The organism is Microbacterium esteraromaticum (genome assembly GCF_014084045.1).
GTDB classification, from domain to species: domain Bacteria; phylum Actinomycetota; class Actinomycetes; order Actinomycetales; family Microbacteriaceae; genus Microbacterium; species Microbacterium esteraromaticum_D.
This window is the reverse complement of sequence record NZ_CP043732.1, coordinates 1005803-1025596: the sequence shown is the minus strand read 5'-3', so window position 1 is coordinate 1025596 and position 19794 is coordinate 1005803. Positions and strand designations below refer to the sequence as shown.

Genomic DNA, 19794 nt, shown 5'->3' with positions numbered 1-19794 from the left:
GGCGGCCACACGCGGATCAGGGGCGGGCGGCCTCGGTGGGAAGGAAGTCGGCGGCGGGTACGACGAGGACGGTGTTCATCGGTCGCTCCTTCCGCTCGCATCTTCCGGGTGCTTCCCGGTGCGGTCCGAGCCTAGGCCCGCTGCGGGAGACATCCGGACCTCGTTATGCGTTCGTGACCTCTCGGCATGCCCAGGTGTCAGTTGAAGATTCGAATGTCGGTGGCCATGGCGATACTGAAGATATGAACGGAATTGCGACGGCGACCGCCGAGGACATGGCGAACCTCGACGCGCTCGTGTCGTCGCTGCAGGCCGTCGAGAAGACGCTTCAGGGTGTGCTCGCCGCTCGCGACGGGCTGCTCGCCGTCGCGAACCGCCTCGCGATGTCCATCGCCGAGCAGGGCGAGGGTCTGGAGACATCCGATCTCACGCTGCGCGCGGTGGCGGCCGAGCTCGCCGCGGCGCTGCGCGTCAGCGACCGCACCGTGCAGCGGCGCATGCTCGCGGCGGAGGTGCTCGTCGAGCGGTTCCCGCAGGTGTGGCAGGCGCAGGGTTGCGGCGCGATCACGGCGGGCCATGCGCGGGTGATCGTCGAGGCCGGCGCGCACATCGATGACGCGACGGCCCGCGCCGCCTACAGCGAGCGCGTGATCGCGCTCGCTCACGACGACTCGCCCAATCGGGTGCGGGTGGTCGCCGAGCGCATCGCGCAGCAGTATCAGGAGCGATCTCTCGAGGAACGTCACGAAGACGCGCGGGAGAACCGCGGGGTGTGGGTGACCGATCTTCCGGATGCCATGTCCGAACTGCACATGTATGGTCCGTCGGTGCTCGTGCACGGAGCTCACGCACGTCTGACCGAGATGGCGCGGGCGCTCGAGGTCGAGAAGGGCGCCGGGGCTGGCAGCGCCGAGGCTGGCCTTGCCGGGGCTGAGGGCGCCGAGGCTGGCCTTGCCGGGGCTGAGGGCGCCGGGGCTGGCCATGCCAGGGCTGACGGCGACGATCCTGGCCGCGCCGTTGCTGACCGCGCCGCCGACGCGCGCACGCGGGGGCGGCGGCGCTTCGACCTCGCGCTGGACATGCTGCTCACCGGCACGCCGCTCGGCCATGACTCGGCGGGCGGGATGCTCGGCGCGATCACTGCGCAGGTCAGCGTCACCGTGCCCGTGACCACGCTGATGGGCGAGAGCGGGCCTTCCGCCGAGATCGATGGGCGGGTCCCGGTCGATCCGGCCACCGCGCGCCGGCTGGCGGGCGCAGCGAGCGGGTGGGATCGGGTGCTCACGCACCCGGTGACCGCCGGAGTGCTCGCGGTCGACCGGTATCGTCCGCCGGATTCGCTGCGGCGCACGCTGCGGGCGCGAGATCAGCGGTGCCGCTTCTCCGGATGCGGGATGCCGGCGCGCGACAGCGACCTGGATCACACCCGGGATGCCGCCTTCGGGGGAGAGACCAGCGAGGAGAACCTCGCGGCTCTCTGCCGACGGCATCACGTGCTGAAGCATCAGACCCCGTGGCACGTGGTGCAGCTCGGCGGGGGACTGCTCGAGTGGACCAGCCCCACTGGTCGCACGTACGTCGACCGGCCACCGCCGCCGAACACAGTGACGTTCATCGAGGCGCCGTTCTGAGGGTGCGGTTCTGAGGGGGCGGTTCTGACAGGCCCGGTTCGTTGATGCGCCGTTCTGGCAGGCGCGGTTCTGAGAGCGCCGTTCTGACAAGCGCCGTCCTGACAGGCGCCGGAGCAGCCGCGCCCGGCGGGCGCATAGTCGGGTCGCCTAGCGTGGAGGGGTCGCGGTCGGCAACGCTCGACGCGCGGACGCACGGTAACGCTCATCGCCCCGACGCATTCCGCCCCGGCCTGCTCCGCCCCGACGCATTCCGTCCCGACGCACTCAACCCGACGCACTCAACCCGACGCACCCCGACCCACGCCCACCGAGGAGAACCGTGTTCACCACGCCCGCCCGCCTGTTCCGCGTGCTCGCGATCGCCGAGGCGATCACCTGGACCCTGCTGATCAGCGCCCTGATCGCCCGCGCGGTCGGGCAGCCGGCGGTGCTCGTGACGATCGCCGGAGGCATCCACGGTTTCGTCTTCCTCGCCTACGGCGCGACCGCGGTGCTGCTCGCATTCCACCAGCGCTGGCACGTCGGCGCGGCGGTCCTCGCGGTGGTCAGCGCCGTCATCCCCTACGCCACCATCCCCGTCGAGATCTGGCTGCACCGCAGCGGACGACTCGACGGCGCGTGGCGCCTCGACGAGACCGACGACCCCCGTGACCGCACCTGGTACGACCGCACGATGCGCTGGTTCCTGCACCGGCCGTGGGTGCTCGGGCTGCTGATCCTCGTCGCCGTCGCAGCGATCTTCAGCATCCTGCTGCTGGTCGGCCCTCCCGGCGGACGCTGACCCGCAGGGGACCGCGGCCTCTCAGTGGGCCGTCGCGACGCCGATCGCATCGTGCGTGATCACGGCCGCGACTCGCGCCCCCGCTCCGGCGGCGACGATCAACTGCTGCGGTCCGGGGGCGGCGACGTCGCCCGCCGCGTACAGGCCGGGGATGCTCGTGCGACCCGACCTGTCGGTCATCAGATGGCCGACGTCGTCTCGCTCGGGCGCGAGCCCGACGAGGAACGACAGATCCGCCTCCCAGTCGGGGCGGACGAAGCCGCCGTCGATCGCGTGCTCGCCGCCGTCGGCCGTTCGCACGGCCCGGATGCGGCCCCGCTCTCCGACCAGCTCGACGATCGGGGAGCGAATGACCGAGACGCCGGTGGTCGCGAGCTCCGCCTCCTCCGCCGTCGTGACCGCATCCGATCCGTGGGTGAACACGGTCAGCTGCGGCGTCCAGTGCGCGATCAGCCTGGCACGGTCGGCGAGGTCGCCCGATTCGCCGATGAGGGCGAGGCTGCGCCCGCGCAGCTCCCACGCATCGCACGCCGCACAGCTGAACAGGCTCATGCCGTAGAAGCCTCGGAGATTCGGCACCTCGGGTAGCGTCTCGCGCAGCCCTGTGGCGAGCAGCACCGAGCGCGCGGTCAGCCGCTCTGACGGCTCGCGTCGCCCGATGCCGGCCGCGTACCCGGCATCCGCCCGCGAGAGCGTACCCACCCTCACGCGCGATCGGACCTCGACGTTCGGGTAGGCGGCCAGCTCTTCACGCGCGATGCGCCGCAGTTCGAACGGCGGCACGCCGTCGCGGGTGAGGAAGCCGTGGGAGTTGAGCGTCGCGGCGTTGCGCGGCCGATCTGCGTCGACCACGAGCACCCTGGCGAGCGAGCGGCCGAGATTCAGCGCGGCCGACAGGCCGGCGGGCCCGCCGCCGACGATGAGCACGTCGTAGTCAGTCATGACCGTTCGCTCCCGCCGGCACGGCCGCCACGACCGGGTGGTCGAACTCGTAGACCCCGACCTTCGAGGCGCCGCCCGGCGAGCCGATCTCGTCGAAGAACTCCACGTTGGCCTTGTAGTAGTCGGCCCACTCCTCGGGCAGGTCGTCTTCGTAGTAGATCGCCTCGACGGGGCACACCGGCTCGCAGGCACCGCAGTCCACGCACTCGTCGGGGTGGATGTACAGCGAGCGCTCACCTTCGTAGATGCAGTCCACCGGACACTCGTCGATGCAGGCGCGATCCTTGACATCGACGCAGGGCAGCGCGATGACGTAGGTCATCGGGTCAGCACCCCCGGGCGCGAGATCTCCACCTGCTCGTCCCGGGCGACGACCTTGACCCGCTCGCGCACGTGCACGTGGTTCTCGCCGAGGGCGCGCTCGTGGGCATCCAGCGCCAGCCAGCCGTCCCAGGTGGTGTATGCCGTCTCGCGCTCGTCGAGCAGGTCGAGCACGTCGGTCTCGACGGCCGGATCGGCGAGCGCGCCCGACTGCGCGTCGGCGACGAGATGCCCGATCGTCTGGAGCGCATCCGACTTCGTGTGCCCGATGAGTCCGACCGGTCCTCGTTTGATCCAGCCCGTCGCGTACAGCCCCGGCTGGCCGAGCACTCGGCCCTCGTCATTCGGCACGATGCCTCGGCGCTCGTCGAAGTCGGCGCCCTCGACGCGGGTGCCGTAGTACCCGATCGCGCGGTACACGGCCTGCACGTCGTACTGGCGCACCTCGCCGGTCGGCACAGGAGTGCCGTCGGCATCGGGTGCGGTGCGGGCGAACCGGATGCCCTCCACGCGGCCCTCGCCGGTGATCTCGACGGGCGCATGCCAGAAGTGCAGGTGCAGTCGACGTGACACCCCCGTCGACGGGCGGCCCCGCCACGAGCTCAGGGTGCGCAGCATGACCTTCAGCTGGTTGTTCGACGCCGCCGCCGGATCGATGCCGTCGAAGTCCTCGTCGTACAGCACGATGTCGACATCGGGCACCTCGCCCAGCTCGCGCAGCTCGATCGGCGTGAACTTGATGTCGGCGGGTCCACGGCGACCGAACACGTGCACATCGGTGACGGCCGACGACTCGAGGCCGGCGAGCACGTTGTCGGGCACCTCGGTGGTGCGCAGGTCGACGGCGTGCTTGGCGAGCACGCGCGCCACGTCGAGCGCGACGTTGCCGTTGCCGATCACCGCGACAGCCGACGCATCGAGCGGCCAGGTTCGCGGCACGTCGGGATGCCCGTCGTACCAGGCCACGAAGTCGGCGGCGCCGTACGAGCCCGGCAGATCGATGCCGGGGATCTCGAGGGCCGCGTCGCGCAGCGCTCCGGTCGCGAGGATCACGCCGTGGTACCGCTCACGCAGCTCGTCGAGTGCGATGTCGCGTCCGACCTCGACATTGCCGATGAACCGGATGGTGCGCCGTGCCGACCCGGTCTCGGGGAAGGCGTCGAGCATCTCGTGCAGTGACGTCACGATCCCCTTGATGCGGGGGTGGTCGGGTGCGACGCCGTAGCGGATCAGGCCGTAGGGCGCAGGCAGCGACTCGAACAGGTCGATCTCGACGGCGCCGATGGCGTCGCCGGCCTTGACGGCCTGGGCGAGCAGGTTGCCTGCATAGATGCCCGCGGGTCCGGCGCCGACGATCGCGACGCGCAGCGTGGTGAGGGTCATGACTGGGGGGCCTTTCGAGACGAAGCGGGGGAGGAGTGGGCATCGATCGCCCTGATGAGTCCGGTGTCGACCGCGAGACCCGCGTCGAGCGCTGCGGCGAGGCGCGACCGCGGCCGCCGGCGCACGGGCCGGGAGGGGCTTCCCGGCGCCGCGGACGAGGTGAACTCGGCTGCAGCGACCGGCTCGGGTGCGGATGCCGGTCCGGATGCCGGTGGCGCCGCGTCAACGGCATCCGCCGACCTCGGCTCGGAGACCGCGGCCGGCGCGAGCGATGCGGCGAACGGGCTGAGCCGCACCACCTCGCCGATCACGACGACGGCGGGCGAGCGCACCTGACGCGCCGCCGCGAGCTGCGCGATCGTCCCGAGTGTCCCGACGGTCACGCGCTCTCCCGAGCCGTAGCCGTCCTCGACGATCGCGACGGGGCAGCCGGCACCGCGTGCGCCCGCGGCGAGCACGTGGGCGGAGTGCCCGAGCGTGCTGACGCCCATCAGCAGCACGAGGGTGTGGTCGGAGCCGGAGGCGCTGACCGAGCCGCCCGGCTCGATCTGATCATGGGCGCTCACGACGCTGAACGACGCGGCGACGCCGCGATGGGTGAGCGGGATGCCCGCCACCGCCGGCACCGAGACGGCGCTGGTCACCCCGGGCACGACCTCCACCCGGACTCCGGCTGCCTCGCAGAACAGCTGCTCCTCGCGACCGCGTCCGAACACGAACGGATCGCCGCCCTTGAGGCGCACCACCTCACGACCGGCCAGGGCCAGCTCGACGAGCAGCTCGTTGATGGCGTCCTGCGGCACCCGGTGGTGACCAGGCAGCTTGCCCACATCGATCACCTCGGCCGGGATCGTCACGCCCTCCGCCTCCAGCTGAGCGAGCACGCTTCGCGCGCCGAGCCGGTCGGCGACGATCACATCCGCTCTCTCGAGCGCACGCAGTCCTCGCAGGGTGAGCAGCCCGGCGTCGCCGGGGCCGGCGCCGACGAGTGTCACGGTTGCGGTCATCGGGTGCCTCCCAGCAGCAGTCCGCGATTGCGCAGCATCCGGCGCTCGAGCGGTCCGAAGAACACCAGCTCGATGACGATGCCGATCGCGAGGATCAGGATGATGGTGCCGAGCACGCTGGCCAGGTCGGCCAGCTCGCGCGACTGATTGAGCAGCGTGCCGAGGCCGAAGCCCATTGACCCGCCCATCGTGATGATCTCGGCCGCCATCAGCGACCGCCACGAGAACGCCCAGCCCTGTTTGAGGCCGGCGACATAGCCGGGCAGCGAGGCAGGGAGCACGACGGCGGTGGCGAGCTGCCACCGGCTGGCGCCGAGCACCGTGCCGACGCGACGCAGCTGCGGCGGCACCTGATCGATGCCCGAGAGCAGGCCGTTCACGATCGACGGGACCGCGCCCATCAGGATCACGAAGTACGCCGTCGCGTCGGTCAGGCCGAACCAGATGATCGCGGCGGGCACCCAGGCGACCGACGGCAGCACGGTCAGTCCCGAGATCAGCGGACCGGCGGCGCGACGCAGCAGCCTCCACTCCGCCAGCGCCAGGCCGAGCGGCGTGCCGATCGCGATCGCGATGACGAAGCCGAGGCCGCCGCGTTCGAGGCTGGTGAGCACGGCCTCCTGCAGACGACCGGATTGCCAGGCGTCGCCGAGCGCGGTGAGCACGGCCGACGGGCTCGGCGCCTTGTCGGGGCGGGGCGCGGCGATGCTCACGTACAGCTGCCAGACGGCCAGCAGCACGACCAGCAGGGCGACCGGAGGCAAGATCTTGGCGAGCAGGTCGCGACCGAGCGGCCGGACGTGCGATTCGTCGGACTGCAGACGGTCGAGCCCGGCGGAGAGGGTGTCGATGTCGTCGACGGGTGCAGCGGCGGCGGTCTGTTCACGAGGCATTGCGTGCGATCTCCTTCCGCAGCTCGGTGGTGATCTCGGCGGCGAGGGCCGACACCTCCGGCGATTCGATGCGGCGTCCGACGGTGTTGCGGATGCGCCACTCCCCGGCGATCCGTCCCGGCCTGCTCGAGAGCAGCACCACCCGCTGACCGAGCCGAGCCGCCTCTCGTACGTTGTGGGTGACGAACACGATCGTGCGGCCGGTGGCGCGCCACACCCGCTCGAGCTCCTCGTGCAGCAGGTCGCGGGTGATGGCGTCGAGAGCCGCGAACGGCTCGTCCATCAGCAGCACCGAGCGGTCCTGTGCGAGGGCGCGCGCGAGCGCCACCCGCTGGCGCATGCCCCCTGACAGCTCGTGCGGTCGCTTGTCGCCGGCCTCGGCGAGGTTCACCGTCGCCAGCAGGCGGTCGGCCTCGGCGCGACGCTCGCCGCGCGGCACACCCCGCAGCCGCAGGGCGAGCTCGACGTTCCGTCGCGCGGTGAGCCACGGCATGAGCGCCGACTCCTGGAACATCACCGCAGCTCCGGAGGCGGGCGTCTCGATCGCTCCGGAGGTGACGGGCTCGAGTCCGGCGATGAGGTTGAGCAGGGTCGACTTGCCGCATCCGGATGCCCCGAGCAGGCACACGAACTCTCCGGGGGCGATGTCGAGCGAGATGTCGTCGAGCACCACAGGCCCCGCCCCGTAGCGCTTCGTGACGTGCGAGATCCGCACGGAGGGCTCGACATGCGGGCGCTCGCCCGGCAGCGGGCTGACGCCGTCGAAGCTGGGCGTGAGGTGCGCCTCGGCGACGGCCGGACGTGCGAGCGTCTCGCGGGTGGCCATCACTGCTTCCCGAGTCCGGCCGCAGACACGGTCTCGTCGCCGGCATCCGAGAGCCGAGCGTTGAGCGCGCGGAGATCGAACAGCCCGTCGATCGAGCCCTTCTTCTGCGTCCCCGCGGCCAGCCCGTCTGCCACGAGGGTCTCGAAGGTCTCCGCGTGCGGATCCACGGTGAAGTCGACGTTCTCGAGCGCGCGGGCCAGCACGTCGTCGGGCAGCCGCTTGCCCGTCGCCTCCTCGAGCTGGGAGTTGATGACCGCCGCGGCGCCCGACTCGTTCTCGTCGAGCCACTCCACCGACGCGATGTGCCCGGCGAGCAGCTTCTCGACGACATCCGGATGCTCGTCGGCGAAGTCCTTGCGCACGAGCAGCACCGTGGTGGGGAAGTCGCCGTCCTCCCACAGCTCGGCCTCGTCGACGAGCATGTGCGCTCCCGCCTCGATGACCAGACGCGACACCCACGGCTCGGGCAGCCAGGCCCCATCGAGCTGGCCGTCCTGGAAGAGGGTCAGCGTCTGGGCGTTCTCGGTCGGGGTGATGCTCACGTCTCCGCCACCGGATGTCGAGGTCTCCAAGCCCTCGTCCGCCAGCCAGCTGCGCAGCGCCACGTCCTGGGTGTTGCCGAGCTGGGGACTGGCGATGTTCGCGCCCTTCAGATCGTCAGGCGAATCGATGCCGTCGCGCACGACGAGCGCGGCGCCGCCCGAGGTCGCTCCTGCGATGATGCGCGCGGAGGCGCCGCCCGATTGGATGAACGTGTTGATCGACGGGTTCGGGCCGATGTAGGTGGCGTCGATGGCCCCGGCCGAGAGCGCCTCGATCGCGGCGGGACCCGCGTTGAAGATCTCGGTCTTCAGGTCGATGTCGCCGAGGGCGTCGTCGAACAGGCCCTCAGCGAGCCCCACGAGTGCCGGCGCGTGGGTGACGTTGGCGAAGTAGCCGAGGCGCAGCTCGGCGGGCTCGCCCTCCGCGGCGGCGGATCCGGATGCGGGGGCGCAGCCCGCGAGCACCCAGGTGGTGAGTCCCATCGCCAGGGCCCCCAGTGCGGTGAATGTCCTGTTCCTACGGGTGATGTTCACGGTTTCGCCTCCTTAGGCTCGGTGGTCGTGCTGGTGTCGTCGGTGGGAAGGGGTCAGTCGATGACCGTGCCTGCGGCGAGCGTCGCGCCGTCGGCGGGATGGATGAGCAGCAGCGAGCCGCCCTCGCGGCTCTGCGCGTAAGGCTCGAGCGGGAGGTCGGATGCCAGTCGCAGCCGCACGCGGCCGATCTCGTTCTCGGCCAGCGCTGCCTCGGCCGTGTCGGTCAGGTCGGCGTGGGACAGCGTCTCGAGGTCACGACGGGTGAGCACCTCCGCGACGATCGCCTGCACGGTGGCCGTGCCGTGCTTCACGAGCACGCGGGCGCCGGCGGCCGTGGCACGAGGGTCGAGCTGGAACAGCTCGACGACGGCATCCCGACGCAGCGCAGGCGCGGAGCCCTCGGCGACGATCAGGGCGCCGCGGGCGGCGTCGATCTCGTCGGCCAGGGTCAGCGTCACCGACTGACGCACCTCGGCGGCGTCCGTCTCGACGCCGGCGACGTGCACGCTCGTCACCTCGGTGGAGCGACCGGAGGGGAGCACCTGCACACGGTCGCCGACCGAGACGGCGCCGGCGGCGATGCGGCCGGCGAAGCCGCGGAAGTCACGCAGGCGCTCGGCGTCGTCGGCGGGGATCTCGGGCGACAGGCCGCCCTGCGGGCGCAGCACGAGCTGCACCGGCAGCCGAAGGGGAGCATCGTGGTCGGCGCGGACGGGCAGGGTCTCGAGAAGCTCGAACAGCGTCTCGCCGCGATACCAGGGGGTGCGCACCGACCGGTCGACGATGTTGTCGCCCTCGAGCGCCGAGACCGGCAGCACGTGCAGGGCGCCGATGCCGAGCTCGTCGGCCACGCGCAGCGCCTCGAGCTCGATGTCGACGTAGGTCTGCTCGTCGAAGCCGGTGAGATCGATCTTGTTCACCGCGACGATCACGTGCGCCACCCGCAGCAGCGACGCCACGGCGAGGTGACGGCGGGTCTGCTCGACGACGCCCTTGCGGGCATCCACCAGCACGACCACGGCATCCGCCGTGGCCGCCCCCGTGACCATGTTGCGCGTGTACTGCACGTGGCCGGGGCAGTCGGCCAGGATGAAGCTGCGCCGGTCGGTGGCGAAGTAGCGGTACGCGACGTCGATCGTGATGCCCTGCTCGCGCTCGGCGCGGAGACCGTCGGTCAGCAGGGCGAAATCGAAAGCGCCGTGCGCGAAGCCGCGCGCCCGCGACGTCGCCGCGACCTGGTCGAGCTGGTCGGCGAGGATCGCCTTCGCATCGTGCAGCAGTCTGCCGACCAGGGTGGACTTGCCGTCGTCGACCGACCCGGCGGTCGCGAAGCGGAACAGAGTCGTGCTCATCAGAAGTACCCGTCCTTCTTGCGGTCCTCCATGGCGGCCTCGCTGATGCGGTCGTCAGCCCGCGTCGCGCCGCGCTCGGTGAGGGTCGTGCGGGCGACCTCGTCGACGATCGACGCCGTGTCGGCGGCGTCAGACTCCACGGCTCCCGTGCAGCTCATGTCGCCGACGGTGCGGTAGCGCACCGTGCGACGCACCACCTGCTCGTCTTCGCGCGGCTGCGAGAACTCGCCCACCGCCCACCACATGCCCGAGCGCCGGAACACGTCGCGCTCGTGGGCGTAGTACAACGGCGGCAGGGCGATGCCCTCGCGCTCGATGTAGCGCCAGATGTCGAGCTCGGTCCAGTTCGAGATCGGGAAGGCGCGCACGTGCTGACCGGGCAGGTGGCGTCCGTTGTAGAGGCTCCACAGCTCGGGCCGCTGGTTGCGCGGATCCCACTGGCCGAACTCGTCGCGCAGCGAGATGATGCGCTCCTTGGCGCGCGCCTTGTCTTCATCGCGGCGGGCGCCGCCGAAGACCGCATCGTGGCGGCCCGCGGCGATCGCATCGAGCAGCGGCTGCGTCTGCAGCGGGTTGCGCGTGCCATCAGGACGCTCGAAGAGCCTGCCGTCGTCGATGTAGTCCTGCACCCTGGCGACGGCGAGGTCGATGCCGAGGCGGGCGACCGTCTCGTCGCGGAACCGGATGACCTCGGGGAAGTTGTGCCCGGTGTCGACATGCAGCACGGGGAACGGCACGCGTCCCGGTGCGAACGCCTTCGCGGCGAGGTGCAGCACGACGACCGAGTCCTTGCCGCCCGAGAACAGCAGCACGGGCCGCTCGAACTCGGCGACGACCTCGCGGATGATGTGGATGCCCTCGGCCTCGAGCAGGTCGAGCGTGCTCGGCGTGGCATCGACGACCGCGCCCTCCCGGTCGTCGAGCGAGGGGCGCAGCGACGGGTCGAGACGCGTTGCATCCTCCCGGTCGTTGAGGGGGCGCAGCGAGTCGAAACGCGTCTCAGGATTCCTGGTGCTCATACGTGCAGCCCGCATTCTGTCTTCGAGAGTCCGGCCCAGCGACCGGATCTGGGATCTTCACCGGGTGCGACCGGCTTCGTGCACGGCGCGCAGCCGATCGACGGATACCCGTTCGCGATCAGCGGGTTGACCGGAACCTCGTGCGCACCGGCGTAGTCGATGAGGTCGTCGAAGCTCCACGCCGCGACGGGGTTCACCTTCACGAGGCCGTTGCGCTCGTCCCAGACCACCAGTTCGGTCGCGGCGCGCGTCGGCGCCTCGTCACGGCGCACGCCGGTGAACCAGACCTCGTAGCCCCCGAGAGCCCGCTGCAGCGGCTCGACCTTGCGTCGCGCGCAGCACAGCCCGGGGTCGCGGGCGAACAGGTCCTTTCCGAACTCGGCATCCTGCTCCCGCACGCTCTGCTCGGGCTTCACGTCGACGACGTTCACGTCGAGTCGTGCGGCGACCTCGCTGCGGGTGAACGCCGTCTCGGCGAAGTGGTAGCCGGTGTCGAGGAAGAGCACGTCGACACCGGGGAGCCCCTGTGCCACGAGGTGCGGCAGAGCGGCATCCGCCATCGAGCAGGCGACGGCAGCCTGCGAGACGCCGAAGTTGGCGGCCACCCACGCGACGACCTCATCGGGGCTCGCCTCGTCGTCCTGCCTGCTGCGCAGCTCGGCATTGCCGCGCTCGGCGAGTGCGCGAAGCTCGGCGGCGGAGCGGCGGGCGGTGCCGATGGTGACGGGCGTGCTCACTGCAGGGCCTCCTCGTCGGCGCGGTGCGCCCACTGCGCGAAGGTCTCGTCCCCGCTCTCGCGCTCCGCGAGGTAGCGGCGGATGACCCGCTCGGCGTAGTCGGCGATGCCGTCGGCCGGCACCTTGAGGCCGCGGACGGTGCGGCCGAGACCCGCCTCCTCGCGGTCGACGTTCGCGAGTCCGCCGCCGAGGTGCACCTGGTAGCCGGGCACCTGCTCGCCGTCGATCAGCACGAGCTGGCCCTTCAGGCCGATGTCGGCGGTCTGGATGCGAGCGCACGAGTTCGGGCATCCGTTCACGTGCAGGGTGATCGGGCGCCCGATCTCGGGTTCGAGGGCGCCGAGGCGCTCCTCCAGCTGCTCGATCGCCCTGGCCGCGTTGACCTTGGTCTCGACGATCGCGAGCTTGCAGAACTCGATGCCGGTGCAGGCGATGGTGCCGCGGCGGAACAGGCTGGGTCGGGCCGACAGGCCGAGGCCGTCGAGGCCGGCGACCAGGCTCTCGACGCGGCTCTCGTCGATGTCGAGCACGAGCAGCTTCTGGTGCGGTGTCGTGCGGATGCGGTGCGAGCCGTGCGCCTCGGCGAGGTCGGCGAGCGCGGTCAGCGTGCTGCCCGAGACGCGGCCGACCAGGGGCGCTGCTCCGACGAAGAACCGGCCGTCCTTCTGCCGGTGGACCCCGACGTGGTCGCCGAGGCTCTTCGGCTTGGGCGCCGCGGGGCCGTCTGGCAGCGGACTGTCGAGGTACTCGTCCTCGAGCACGGCGCGGAACTTCTCGGTGCCCCAGTCGGCGAGCAGGAACTTCAGGCGCGCCTTGTTGCGCAGCCGCCGGTAGCCGTAGTCGCGGAAGATCTGAGTGACGCCGTGCCACACCTCGGCCACCCGCTCGGGGGCGACGAAGACGCCGAGGCGCTCGCCGAGTCTCGGCACCACCGAGAGCGCGCCGCCGACCCACAGGTCATAGCCGATGCCGAGCTCGGGGTGCTCGACCGCGACGAAGGCGCAGTCGTTGATCTCGTGCACGACGTCCTCGCTGGGGTGGCCGGTGATCGCCGTCTTGTACTTGCGGGGCAGGTTCGACAGGGTCTCGTCGCCCAGGAACCGGTCGGCGATCTCACGGATCTGCGGGGTCGGGTCGATGAGCTCGTCGGCGGCGATGCCGGCCACGGGAGAGCCGAGGATCACACGGGGGACATCGCCGCAGGCCTCGGTGGTGCTGAGGCCGACGGCCTCGAGGCGGCGCCAGATCTCGGGCACGCTCTGCACCTCGACCCAGTGCAGCTGCACGTTCTGCCGGTCGGTGATGTCGGCGGTGTCGCGCGCGAACTCGGTCGAGATCTCGCCGATCACGCGCAGCTGCTCGGTGGTCAGCTGCCCGCCGTCGATGCGCACGCGCATCATGAAGTACTCGTCTTCGAGCTCGTGCGGCTCGAGCTGCGCGGTGCGTCCGCCGTCGATTCCCGGCTTGCGCTGCGTGTACAGACCCCACCAGCGGAAGCGTCCGTGCAGGTCGGTCGGGTCGATGCTCGCGAACCCGCCCGTGGCGTAGATCGTCTCGATGCGCTCGCGCACGTTGAGGCCGTTGTCGGCGAGCTTGAACTCCTCGTTGCCGTTCAGCGGCTCGGTGCCGTCGATGGCCCACTGGCCGTGCGGCTTCGTCGGCGTGCGGCTGGTGCGCGTGCGCGCACCGCGGATCGTCGTCGGCTGCTGGATGGTCATCGAGCCCTCCTCCGGATGAATGGCTGGGGATCAACGTACGGACTGCCCCGCGCGAGCCGGAAGCGTGTGTGACATGAAGCGACCACGGGCGAAACACGGCGTCATGTGACGCGAAACATGACGCCTGTGGGTGGCGGGGTCGCGGGATCTGTGCATCGCCGGCGGTGGTGCTGCGCATCGGCCGCACGGCTCTGCGCATCGGCCGCACGAGCGCAGGCGATCCACCCGGCACAGGACGGATCGGGGCGATCGCGTCCTGTGCTCGCGCGTTCGCCTTCCTCCGGTGAGTCAGCCCTCGGCTTCGGCCCGTTCATATCGCGCGATCACGAGATCGACGAGCGGGTCCGGGATGCCCTGATCAGTCAGCAGATCGTCGAGCAGCGGCGGTGTGATCGGATGCGCACGGGCGTGCCGGGCGGCGAGATCGAAGAAGAACCCGCGCCCGAGCAGGTACGTGGCGACGACGGCATCCGGTGCCGCCGCCAGAGCCGTAGGCAGATCCGGATGCCTGGCGGCGAGGTACGCGAGATCGATTCGCCGGCCGGTGCGCTCGCGCAGCAGGGCGGCGATGCCCTCGGCATCCGGGACCGAGCGCTCGTCGCGGGAACCCGCCACGGCGAGGACGACGGGGGAGTCCGGCTCGCCGACGCCCGCGAGCCGCAGTGCGAGCACCTCGGCGAGCAGGGGGTCGGGGCCGAGGGGCGCGGCCGCGACGGCATCCGCCCGCCCTGCCGCGACGCCGTGCAGGTCGTGGTGCACGTGGAATCCCTGCGAGAGCAGCAGCGGCACGATCACGACCGGCCCGTCGACGGCGGCCAGCGCGCTCGCCGCATCGGGCTGCTGCACGTCGACGAACCCCTCGCGCACCTCGACGTCGGGCAGGCGCTCGGCCACGCGCGCGACGAGCGCGGCGATCGAACGCGCGCCGTCGACGTCGGAGGTGCCGTGCGAGACGGCCAGCAGCGCGGGGCGGGGCATGGGCCGACTCTAGAGCGGGTGCTCCGGATGCGTCGCGTGCGATGTCAAAGAGCGAAACGCAGGCTCGCCCGGTGGACAGCGCGGCCGCGCTATCGTCGTGCCATGCCGGGCGCGGATGAGGGTCACACCGCCGGCGTGAGCGTGCTGGTCGAGGGGCGCAGCGACAGGCTCGCCCTGGAGGCGCTCGCGCGGCGGCGCGGCGACTCGCTCGTCGACGCCGAGATCGTCGTGATGGACGGGATCACGAACCTGCGCGGCCGGCTGATCGCTCTGAAGGGCAGCAGGATGCGCGTGCTCGGGCTGTACGACGGGGCCGAGCGGGCCTACGTGGAGCGGGTGCTGGTGACGTTCGGGGTGGCGGATCCGGAGGCCGCGGGCTTCTTCGGATGCGACCGCGACCTGGAGGACGAGGTGATCAGGGCGGCCGGCCCGGATCTCGTGCTCGACACGCTCGGCCGGCGCGGCGAGCTGGCGCGGTTCAGGCGGTTCCAGCGACAGCCGGCGCAGCGTGTGCGCAGCATGCAGGAGCAGCTGCACCGCTTCGCCGGCACCGCGGCGGGCCGCAAGTCGCGCTTCGCCGCCGATGTGATCGAGGTGATGCCGATGGAGCGGATGCCCGTGCCGCTTACCGCGCTGCTCGATCGCGCCGTCGCCGAGGACCGCGGCGTCTGGCTCAGCGGCGGGTGAGCCATCTCGCGAGTTCGTCGCGGAAGGCGTCGGTGGCCGCAGTCGTCGATCATCGCGAAGCGGGCGCCGAGCGCAGCGGCGTAGTCGATGACCGGCTGTGCTCCCGTCAGGAGGTCGCGGTCTCCGCCGATCACGAGCGCGGGCGGGAGCGTCGCCGAGAGGATGATCTGAGCGGCGTCGTCGGGGATTCCGTCGAACCACGCCGACGCGGCGGCGAGGCTCATCGAGCCGACCCGTGCGTGCTGCTGCTCCTTCTCGGTCCAGTGGGCGTAGCTCGCGGGAGCCTGACGGAGGAAGGCGGCGCGGAAGCCCTCCTCGGTGGTGGGCTCCTGCTCGTGCGAAAGCGAGAGGATCGCCGCGGCGACCGCAGGATCGCCGCGGTCGACGGGGAGGGAATCGCCGTCGTACGGCGTCCCCGTCAACCATGAAGCGGGCGGCGTGACGAGTGCCATCGAGCGGATCCGCCCGGGGAACCGCGCCGCGGCGGCCAGCGCCAGCCGGGTGCCCGCGGAGTGGGCGACGAGGTCCACCGCGTCGACGCCCAGCGCGTCGATGGCGGCGACCACGTCGTCGGCATCCGTCCACCATCCGTGCGAGAGCCCGCCGGTGCGGGGTGTTCCCCGCGGATGCAGCACCACGAGCTCGCGCACCTCGGAGATCCCTGCGAGGTCGCCGAGGTACTCGGGGTCGCGGCAGGGTCCGCCCGGCAGAACGAGGACGGGCGCGCCACGGTCCTCTCCCACCCGGGTGACGGCGGGGATGCTCGGGGCGGCGGGATTCACAGGGAAAGTCTCACACGGTGAATGCTCAGCAAACTTGAGTCACCTCATATCAACTTTGTTTGACAGTGTCGCGCGGACCGGGTTACACTTGAGTCATCACGACTCAGGTTCATGCCTGATCGTCCGCAGACTTTCACCAATGCAAAGGAGAAACACATGGCACGTGCTGTCGGCATCGACCTCGGAACCACCAACTCCGTCGTCAGCGTCCTCGAGGGCGGCGAGCCCAAGGTCATCGCCAACGCCGAGGGCTTCCGCACCACTCCGTCGGTGGTCGCGTTCACCAAGGACGGCGAGGTGCTGGTCGGCGAGACCGCCAAGCGCCAGGCCGTCACCAACGTCGACCGCACCATCTCGTCGGTCAAGCGCCACATGGGCACCGACTGGTCGTTCGACGTCGATGGCAAGAAGTGGACGCCGCAGGAGATCTCCGCGCGCATCCTCCAGAAGCTCAAGCGCGACGCCGAGTCGTACCTCGGCGACACGGTGACCGACGCCGTCATCACCGTTCCGGCCTACTTCAACGACGCCGAGCGTCAGGCCACCAAGGAGGCCGGTGAGATCGCGGGCCTCAACGTCCTGCGCATCATCAACGAGCCCACCGCCGCAGCCCTCGCCTACGGACTCGACAAGGGCAAGGAGGACGAGCTCATCCTCGTCTTCGACCTCGGTGGCGGAACCTTCGACGTCTCCCTGCTCGAGGTGGGCAAGGACGACGACTTCTCGACCATCCAGGTGCGCGCCACCGCCGGTGACAACCGCCTCGGCGGCGACGACTGGGACCAGCGGGTCGTGGACTACCTGATCAAGCAGTTCAAGGAGACCACCGGCGTCGACGTCTCGGGTGACAAGATCGCCCTGCAGCGCCTCAAGGAGGCCGCCGAGCAGGCCAAGAAGGAGCTCTCGTCGTCGACGAGCGCCTCGATCAACCTCCCCTACCTGTCGCTGACCGATCAGGGCCCCGTCTCGCTGAGCGAGAGCCTCACCCGCGCGAAGTTCGAGGACCTCACCAAGGACCTCCTCGACCGCACCAAAAAGCCCTTCGAGGACGTCATCCGCGAGGCGAACATCAAGGTGTCGGACATCGACCACATCGTGCTCGTCGGCGGCTCCACCCGCATGCCGGCGGTCGCGGAGCTCGTCAAGCGCGAGACCGGCAAGGACGCCAACAAGGGCGTCAACCCCGACGAGGTCGTGGCCGTCGGCGCCGCCCTGCAGGCCGGTGTCCTCAAGGGCGAGCGCAAGGACGTTCTGCTCATCGACGTCACCCCGCTGAGCCTCGGCATCGAGACCAAGGGCGGCATGATGACCAAGCTCATCGACCGCAACACCGCGATCCCGACCAAGCGCAGCGAGACCTTCACCACCGCCGACGACAACCAGCCGTCGGTCGCGATCCAGGTCTTCCAGGGTGAGCGCGAGTTCACCCGCGACAACAAGCCGCTCGGCACCTTCGAGCTCACCGGCATCGCCCCGGCCCCCCGCGGCATCCCGCAGATCGAGGTCACCTTCGACATCGACGCCAACGGCATCGTGCACGTGTCCGCGAAGGACAAGGGCACCGGCAAGGAGCAGTCGATGACCATCACCGGCGGCTCGTCGCTGTCCAAGGAGGACATCGACCGCATGGTGCGCGAGGCCGAGGAGAACGCGGCCGAGGACAAGAAGCGCCGTGAGGCCGCCGAGGTTCGCAACCAGGCCGAGACCCTCGCCTACTCGATCGAGAAGCTCATCAAGGAGAACGAGGACAAGCTGCCCGAGGACGTCAAGACCTCGGTCCAGGGCGACGTCGACGCGCTCAAGACGGCTCTCGCCGGTGACGACGACGAGGCCGTGAAGACCGCGTTCGACAAGCTGAACGAGTCGCAGACCAAGCTGGGCGAGGCGATCTACGCCCAGTCCCAGGCGGATGCCGCCGCCGACGCTCCCGCAGGCGACGAGGCTCCGGCCGACGCCTCCTCCGACGAGGATGTCGTCGACGCCGAGGTCGTGGACGACGAGGACGAGAAGAAGTAACCATGACGGACAAGAACTTCGACGACGACAGCGCCGAGGTTCCCGGCGAGGGGTCGGATGCTCAGGCATCCGGCCCCGCGTCGCAGAACCAGAGCGTTCCCGACAACCCCGACTCGACCGAGGCCGCAGCGGCCGAGGGCTCCGACGACGACCTCACGGTCGATGACATCCTGAACGCCCAGCAGATCGACGAGGCTGCCAGCGAGGACGGCTCGGACGCCGGCATCGTCGACGCCGAGCACGCGCTGCTGACCGACCTCAAGCGCCTGACCGCCGAGTACGCGAACTACCGCCGCCGCACCGAAGAGCAGCGCCACGTCGAGATCGACCGAGCCAAGGGCGAGGCCGTCAAGGGCCTGATCCCCGTGCTCGACGACCTCGACCGCGCTCAGCAGCACGGCGACCTCGTCGAGGGCTCGGCCTTCGCCGTGATCGCCGACAAGCTGCGCGCCGTGGTCGAGCGCCTCGGCGTGGTCGCCTACGGCGAGAAGGGCGACGAGTTCGACCCTCAGCAGCACGAGGCGATCTTCCAGCAGCCGACTCCCGGTGCGACCTCCTCGACGATCCTCGAGGTCGTCGAGGTCGGCTACCGTCTCGGAGACGTCGAGCTGCGTCCGGCCAAGGTCGTCGTCGCCGTACCCGCGGAGTAGGTGATCGATGGCTAGCCAGGACTGGTTCGACAAGGACTTCTACAAGACGCTGGGCGTCTCGAAGGACGTCTCGGACGCCGATCTCAAGAAGACCTATCGCAAGCTCGCCCGCAAGTACCACCCCGACTCCAACCAGGGTGACGCCGCAGCCGAGGCGAAGTTCAAGGAGATCAGCGAGGCGTACAGCGTGCTGAGCGACGCCGAGCAGCGTCGCGAGTACGACGAGATCCGCGCCATGGGCTCGGGTGCGCGCTTCACCGCTCCCGGCGGTGGCGGTGCAGGCGGCTTCGAAGACGTCTTCAGCCGGTTCGGGCAGGGCGGACGTGCGAGTCAGGCCGACTTCGACGACATCTTCTCGATGTTCTCGCAGGGCGGCGGAGGGTCGTTCGGCTCCGGCCGCTTCGGCCAGCCCACCGGCGGGTACCGCGGCTTCGGCGGCCCGCAGAAGGGCGCCGATGTCACGGCCACCACGACGCTCGACTTCGTCACGGCCGTGCAGGGCGACACGATCACCCTGCAGGCCGCCGACGGCAAGCCGTTCAAGGTGAAGGTGCCCGCGGGCGTGAAGGACGGGCAGAAGATCCGTCTGCGCGGCCGCGGGCGCCCCTCGCCCGACGGCGGCGAGGCCGGCGACATCGTCGTGCAGGTGAAGGTGCGTCCCCACCCGGTGTTCACCCGCGACGGGCTGAACCTGCGGCTCACCGTGCCGGTCACCTTCACCGAGGCGACCCTCGGCGCGACCATCGAGGTGCCCACCCTCGGCGGCGAGGCGGTCAAGCTGCGCGTCGCCCCCGGCACGCCCTCCGGGCGGGTGCTGCGGGTGAAGGGGCGCGGCGTCGCCTCGTCGAAGGGCACCGGCGACCTGCTCGCCGAGCTGCAGATCGCCGTTCCGGCGCACCTCGACGACGCCGCCCGCGAGGCCCTCGAGCGCTTCCACGAGCTCGAGCCCAAGGAGAACCCGCGGGCCGAGATGATGGCCAAGGCGAAGGCCTGAC

18 protein-coding genes and 1 pseudogene are annotated in these 19794 nt (G+C 70.7%); 6 read left to right on the top strand and 13 right to left on the bottom strand.

Annotated elements, in window-relative coordinates:
* Positions 1-242 precede the first annotated feature (242 nt).
* Positions 243-1631 (top strand): HNH endonuclease, encoded by a 1389-nt coding sequence (locus FVO59_RS04925; protein ID WP_182255249.1) that lies wholly within the window; start codon positions 243-245, stop codon positions 1629-1631.
* A 319-nt stretch (positions 1632-1950) separates the two neighbouring features.
* Positions 1951-2412 carry a DUF3817 domain-containing protein gene (locus tag FVO59_RS04920; RefSeq protein ID WP_182255247.1) on the top strand — a complete coding sequence of 154 codons (462 nt, stop codon included), beginning with the start codon at positions 1951-1953 and terminating at the stop codon, positions 2410-2412.
* Between the two features lie 21 nt (positions 2413-2433).
* Here the strand turns inward: FVO59_RS04920 and FVO59_RS04915 are convergent, their stop codons facing one another.
* From FVO59_RS04915 to FVO59_RS04860, 12 genes are all read right to left on the bottom strand, one after another.
* On the bottom strand, positions 2434-3354 hold the full coding sequence (locus FVO59_RS04915; RefSeq protein ID WP_182255245.1) for an NAD(P)/FAD-dependent oxidoreductase: 921 nt from the start codon (positions 3352-3354) through the stop codon (positions 2434-2436).
* The gene (fdxA, locus tag FVO59_RS04910; RefSeq protein WP_182255243.1) at positions 3347-3676 is read right to left on the bottom strand and encodes a ferredoxin; all 330 of its coding nucleotides are present in this window, start codon (positions 3674-3676) and stop codon (positions 3347-3349) included. Before fdxA ends, FVO59_RS04915 begins: the two co-directional genes overlap by 8 nt.
* Positions 3673-5058 carry an FAD-dependent oxidoreductase gene (locus FVO59_RS04905; RefSeq protein WP_182255241.1) on the bottom strand — a complete coding sequence of 462 codons (1386 nt, stop codon included), beginning with the start codon at positions 5056-5058 and terminating at the stop codon, positions 3673-3675. The genes fdxA and FVO59_RS04905 overlap by 4 nt, the downstream gene beginning before the upstream one ends.
* Positions 5055-6065, bottom strand: coding sequence for a uroporphyrinogen-III C-methyltransferase (gene cobA / locus FVO59_RS04900; protein ID WP_182255239.1), 1011 nt, complete (start codon positions 6063-6065; stop codon positions 5055-5057). Before cobA ends, FVO59_RS04905 begins: the two co-directional genes overlap by 4 nt.
* On the bottom strand, positions 6062-6958 hold the full coding sequence (locus tag FVO59_RS04895; protein ID WP_182255237.1) for an ABC transporter permease: 897 nt from the start codon (positions 6956-6958) through the stop codon (positions 6062-6064). Before FVO59_RS04895 ends, cobA begins: the two co-directional genes overlap by 4 nt.
* Complete coding sequence (locus tag FVO59_RS04890; RefSeq protein ID WP_182255235.1) at positions 6948-7784, bottom strand: ABC transporter ATP-binding protein; 837 nt, start codon at positions 7782-7784, stop codon at positions 6948-6950. Before FVO59_RS04890 ends, FVO59_RS04895 begins: the two co-directional genes overlap by 11 nt.
* Positions 7784-8854 carry an ABC transporter substrate-binding protein gene (locus tag FVO59_RS04885; RefSeq protein WP_259363517.1) on the bottom strand — a complete coding sequence of 357 codons (1071 nt, stop codon included), beginning with the start codon at positions 8852-8854 and terminating at the stop codon, positions 7784-7786. Before FVO59_RS04885 ends, FVO59_RS04890 begins: the two co-directional genes overlap by 1 nt.
* A gap of 59 nt (positions 8855-8913) precedes the next feature.
* Entirely contained in the window at positions 8914-10212 is a 1299-nt protein-coding gene (cysN, locus tag FVO59_RS04880; protein WP_182255233.1) for a sulfate adenylyltransferase subunit CysN, read from the bottom strand.
* Positions 10212-11231, bottom strand: coding sequence for a sulfate adenylyltransferase subunit CysD (cysD, locus tag FVO59_RS04875; RefSeq protein WP_182255231.1), 1020 nt, complete (start codon positions 11229-11231; stop codon positions 10212-10214). Before cysD ends, cysN begins: the two co-directional genes overlap by 1 nt.
* Complete coding sequence (locus tag FVO59_RS04870) at positions 11228-11968, bottom strand: phosphoadenylyl-sulfate reductase (RefSeq protein WP_182256932.1); 741 nt, start codon at positions 11966-11968, stop codon at positions 11228-11230. Before FVO59_RS04870 ends, cysD begins: the two co-directional genes overlap by 4 nt.
* Positions 11965-13686: a nitrite/sulfite reductase gene (locus FVO59_RS04865; RefSeq protein ID WP_182255229.1), complete on the bottom strand. Its 1722-nt coding sequence runs from the start codon at positions 13684-13686 to the stop codon at positions 11965-11967. Before FVO59_RS04865 ends, FVO59_RS04870 begins: the two co-directional genes overlap by 4 nt.
* Positions 13687-13974: 288 nt before the next feature.
* The gene (locus FVO59_RS04860) at positions 13975-14664 is read right to left on the bottom strand and encodes a sirohydrochlorin chelatase (protein WP_182255227.1); all 690 of its coding nucleotides are present in this window, start codon (positions 14662-14664) and stop codon (positions 13975-13977) included.
* A gap of 102 nt (positions 14665-14766) precedes the next feature.
* Between FVO59_RS04860 and FVO59_RS16365 the strand changes: the two genes are divergently transcribed.
* Positions 14767-15351: an ATP-dependent endonuclease gene (locus FVO59_RS16365; protein WP_259363555.1), complete on the top strand. Its 585-nt coding sequence runs from the start codon at positions 14767-14769 to the stop codon at positions 15349-15351.
* A 92-nt stretch (positions 15352-15443) separates the two neighbouring features.
* On the opposite strand, the pseudogene FVO59_RS16360 reads toward FVO59_RS16365, so the two are convergent.
* A pseudogene (locus FVO59_RS16360) lies at positions 15444-15986 on the bottom strand (alpha/beta fold hydrolase); the annotation flags it as partial.
* Between the two features lie 303 nt (positions 15987-16289).
* On the opposite strand from FVO59_RS16360, the gene dnaK reads away from it, so the two are divergent.
* From dnaK to FVO59_RS04840, 3 genes are read left to right on the top strand one after another with little or no spacing between them, the layout of a single operon-like run.
* Entirely contained in the window at positions 16290-18149 is a 1860-nt protein-coding gene (gene dnaK / locus FVO59_RS04850; protein WP_182255225.1) for a molecular chaperone DnaK, read from the top strand.
* Positions 18150-18151: 2 nt separating this feature from the next.
* Positions 18152-18799: a nucleotide exchange factor GrpE gene (locus FVO59_RS04845; RefSeq protein WP_182255217.1), complete on the top strand. Its 648-nt coding sequence runs from the start codon at positions 18152-18154 to the stop codon at positions 18797-18799.
* A 7-nt stretch (positions 18800-18806) separates the two neighbouring features.
* Positions 18807-19793: a DnaJ C-terminal domain-containing protein gene (locus tag FVO59_RS04840; RefSeq protein WP_182255215.1), complete on the top strand. Its 987-nt coding sequence runs from the start codon at positions 18807-18809 to the stop codon at positions 19791-19793.
* Position 19794 lies beyond the last annotated feature (1 nt).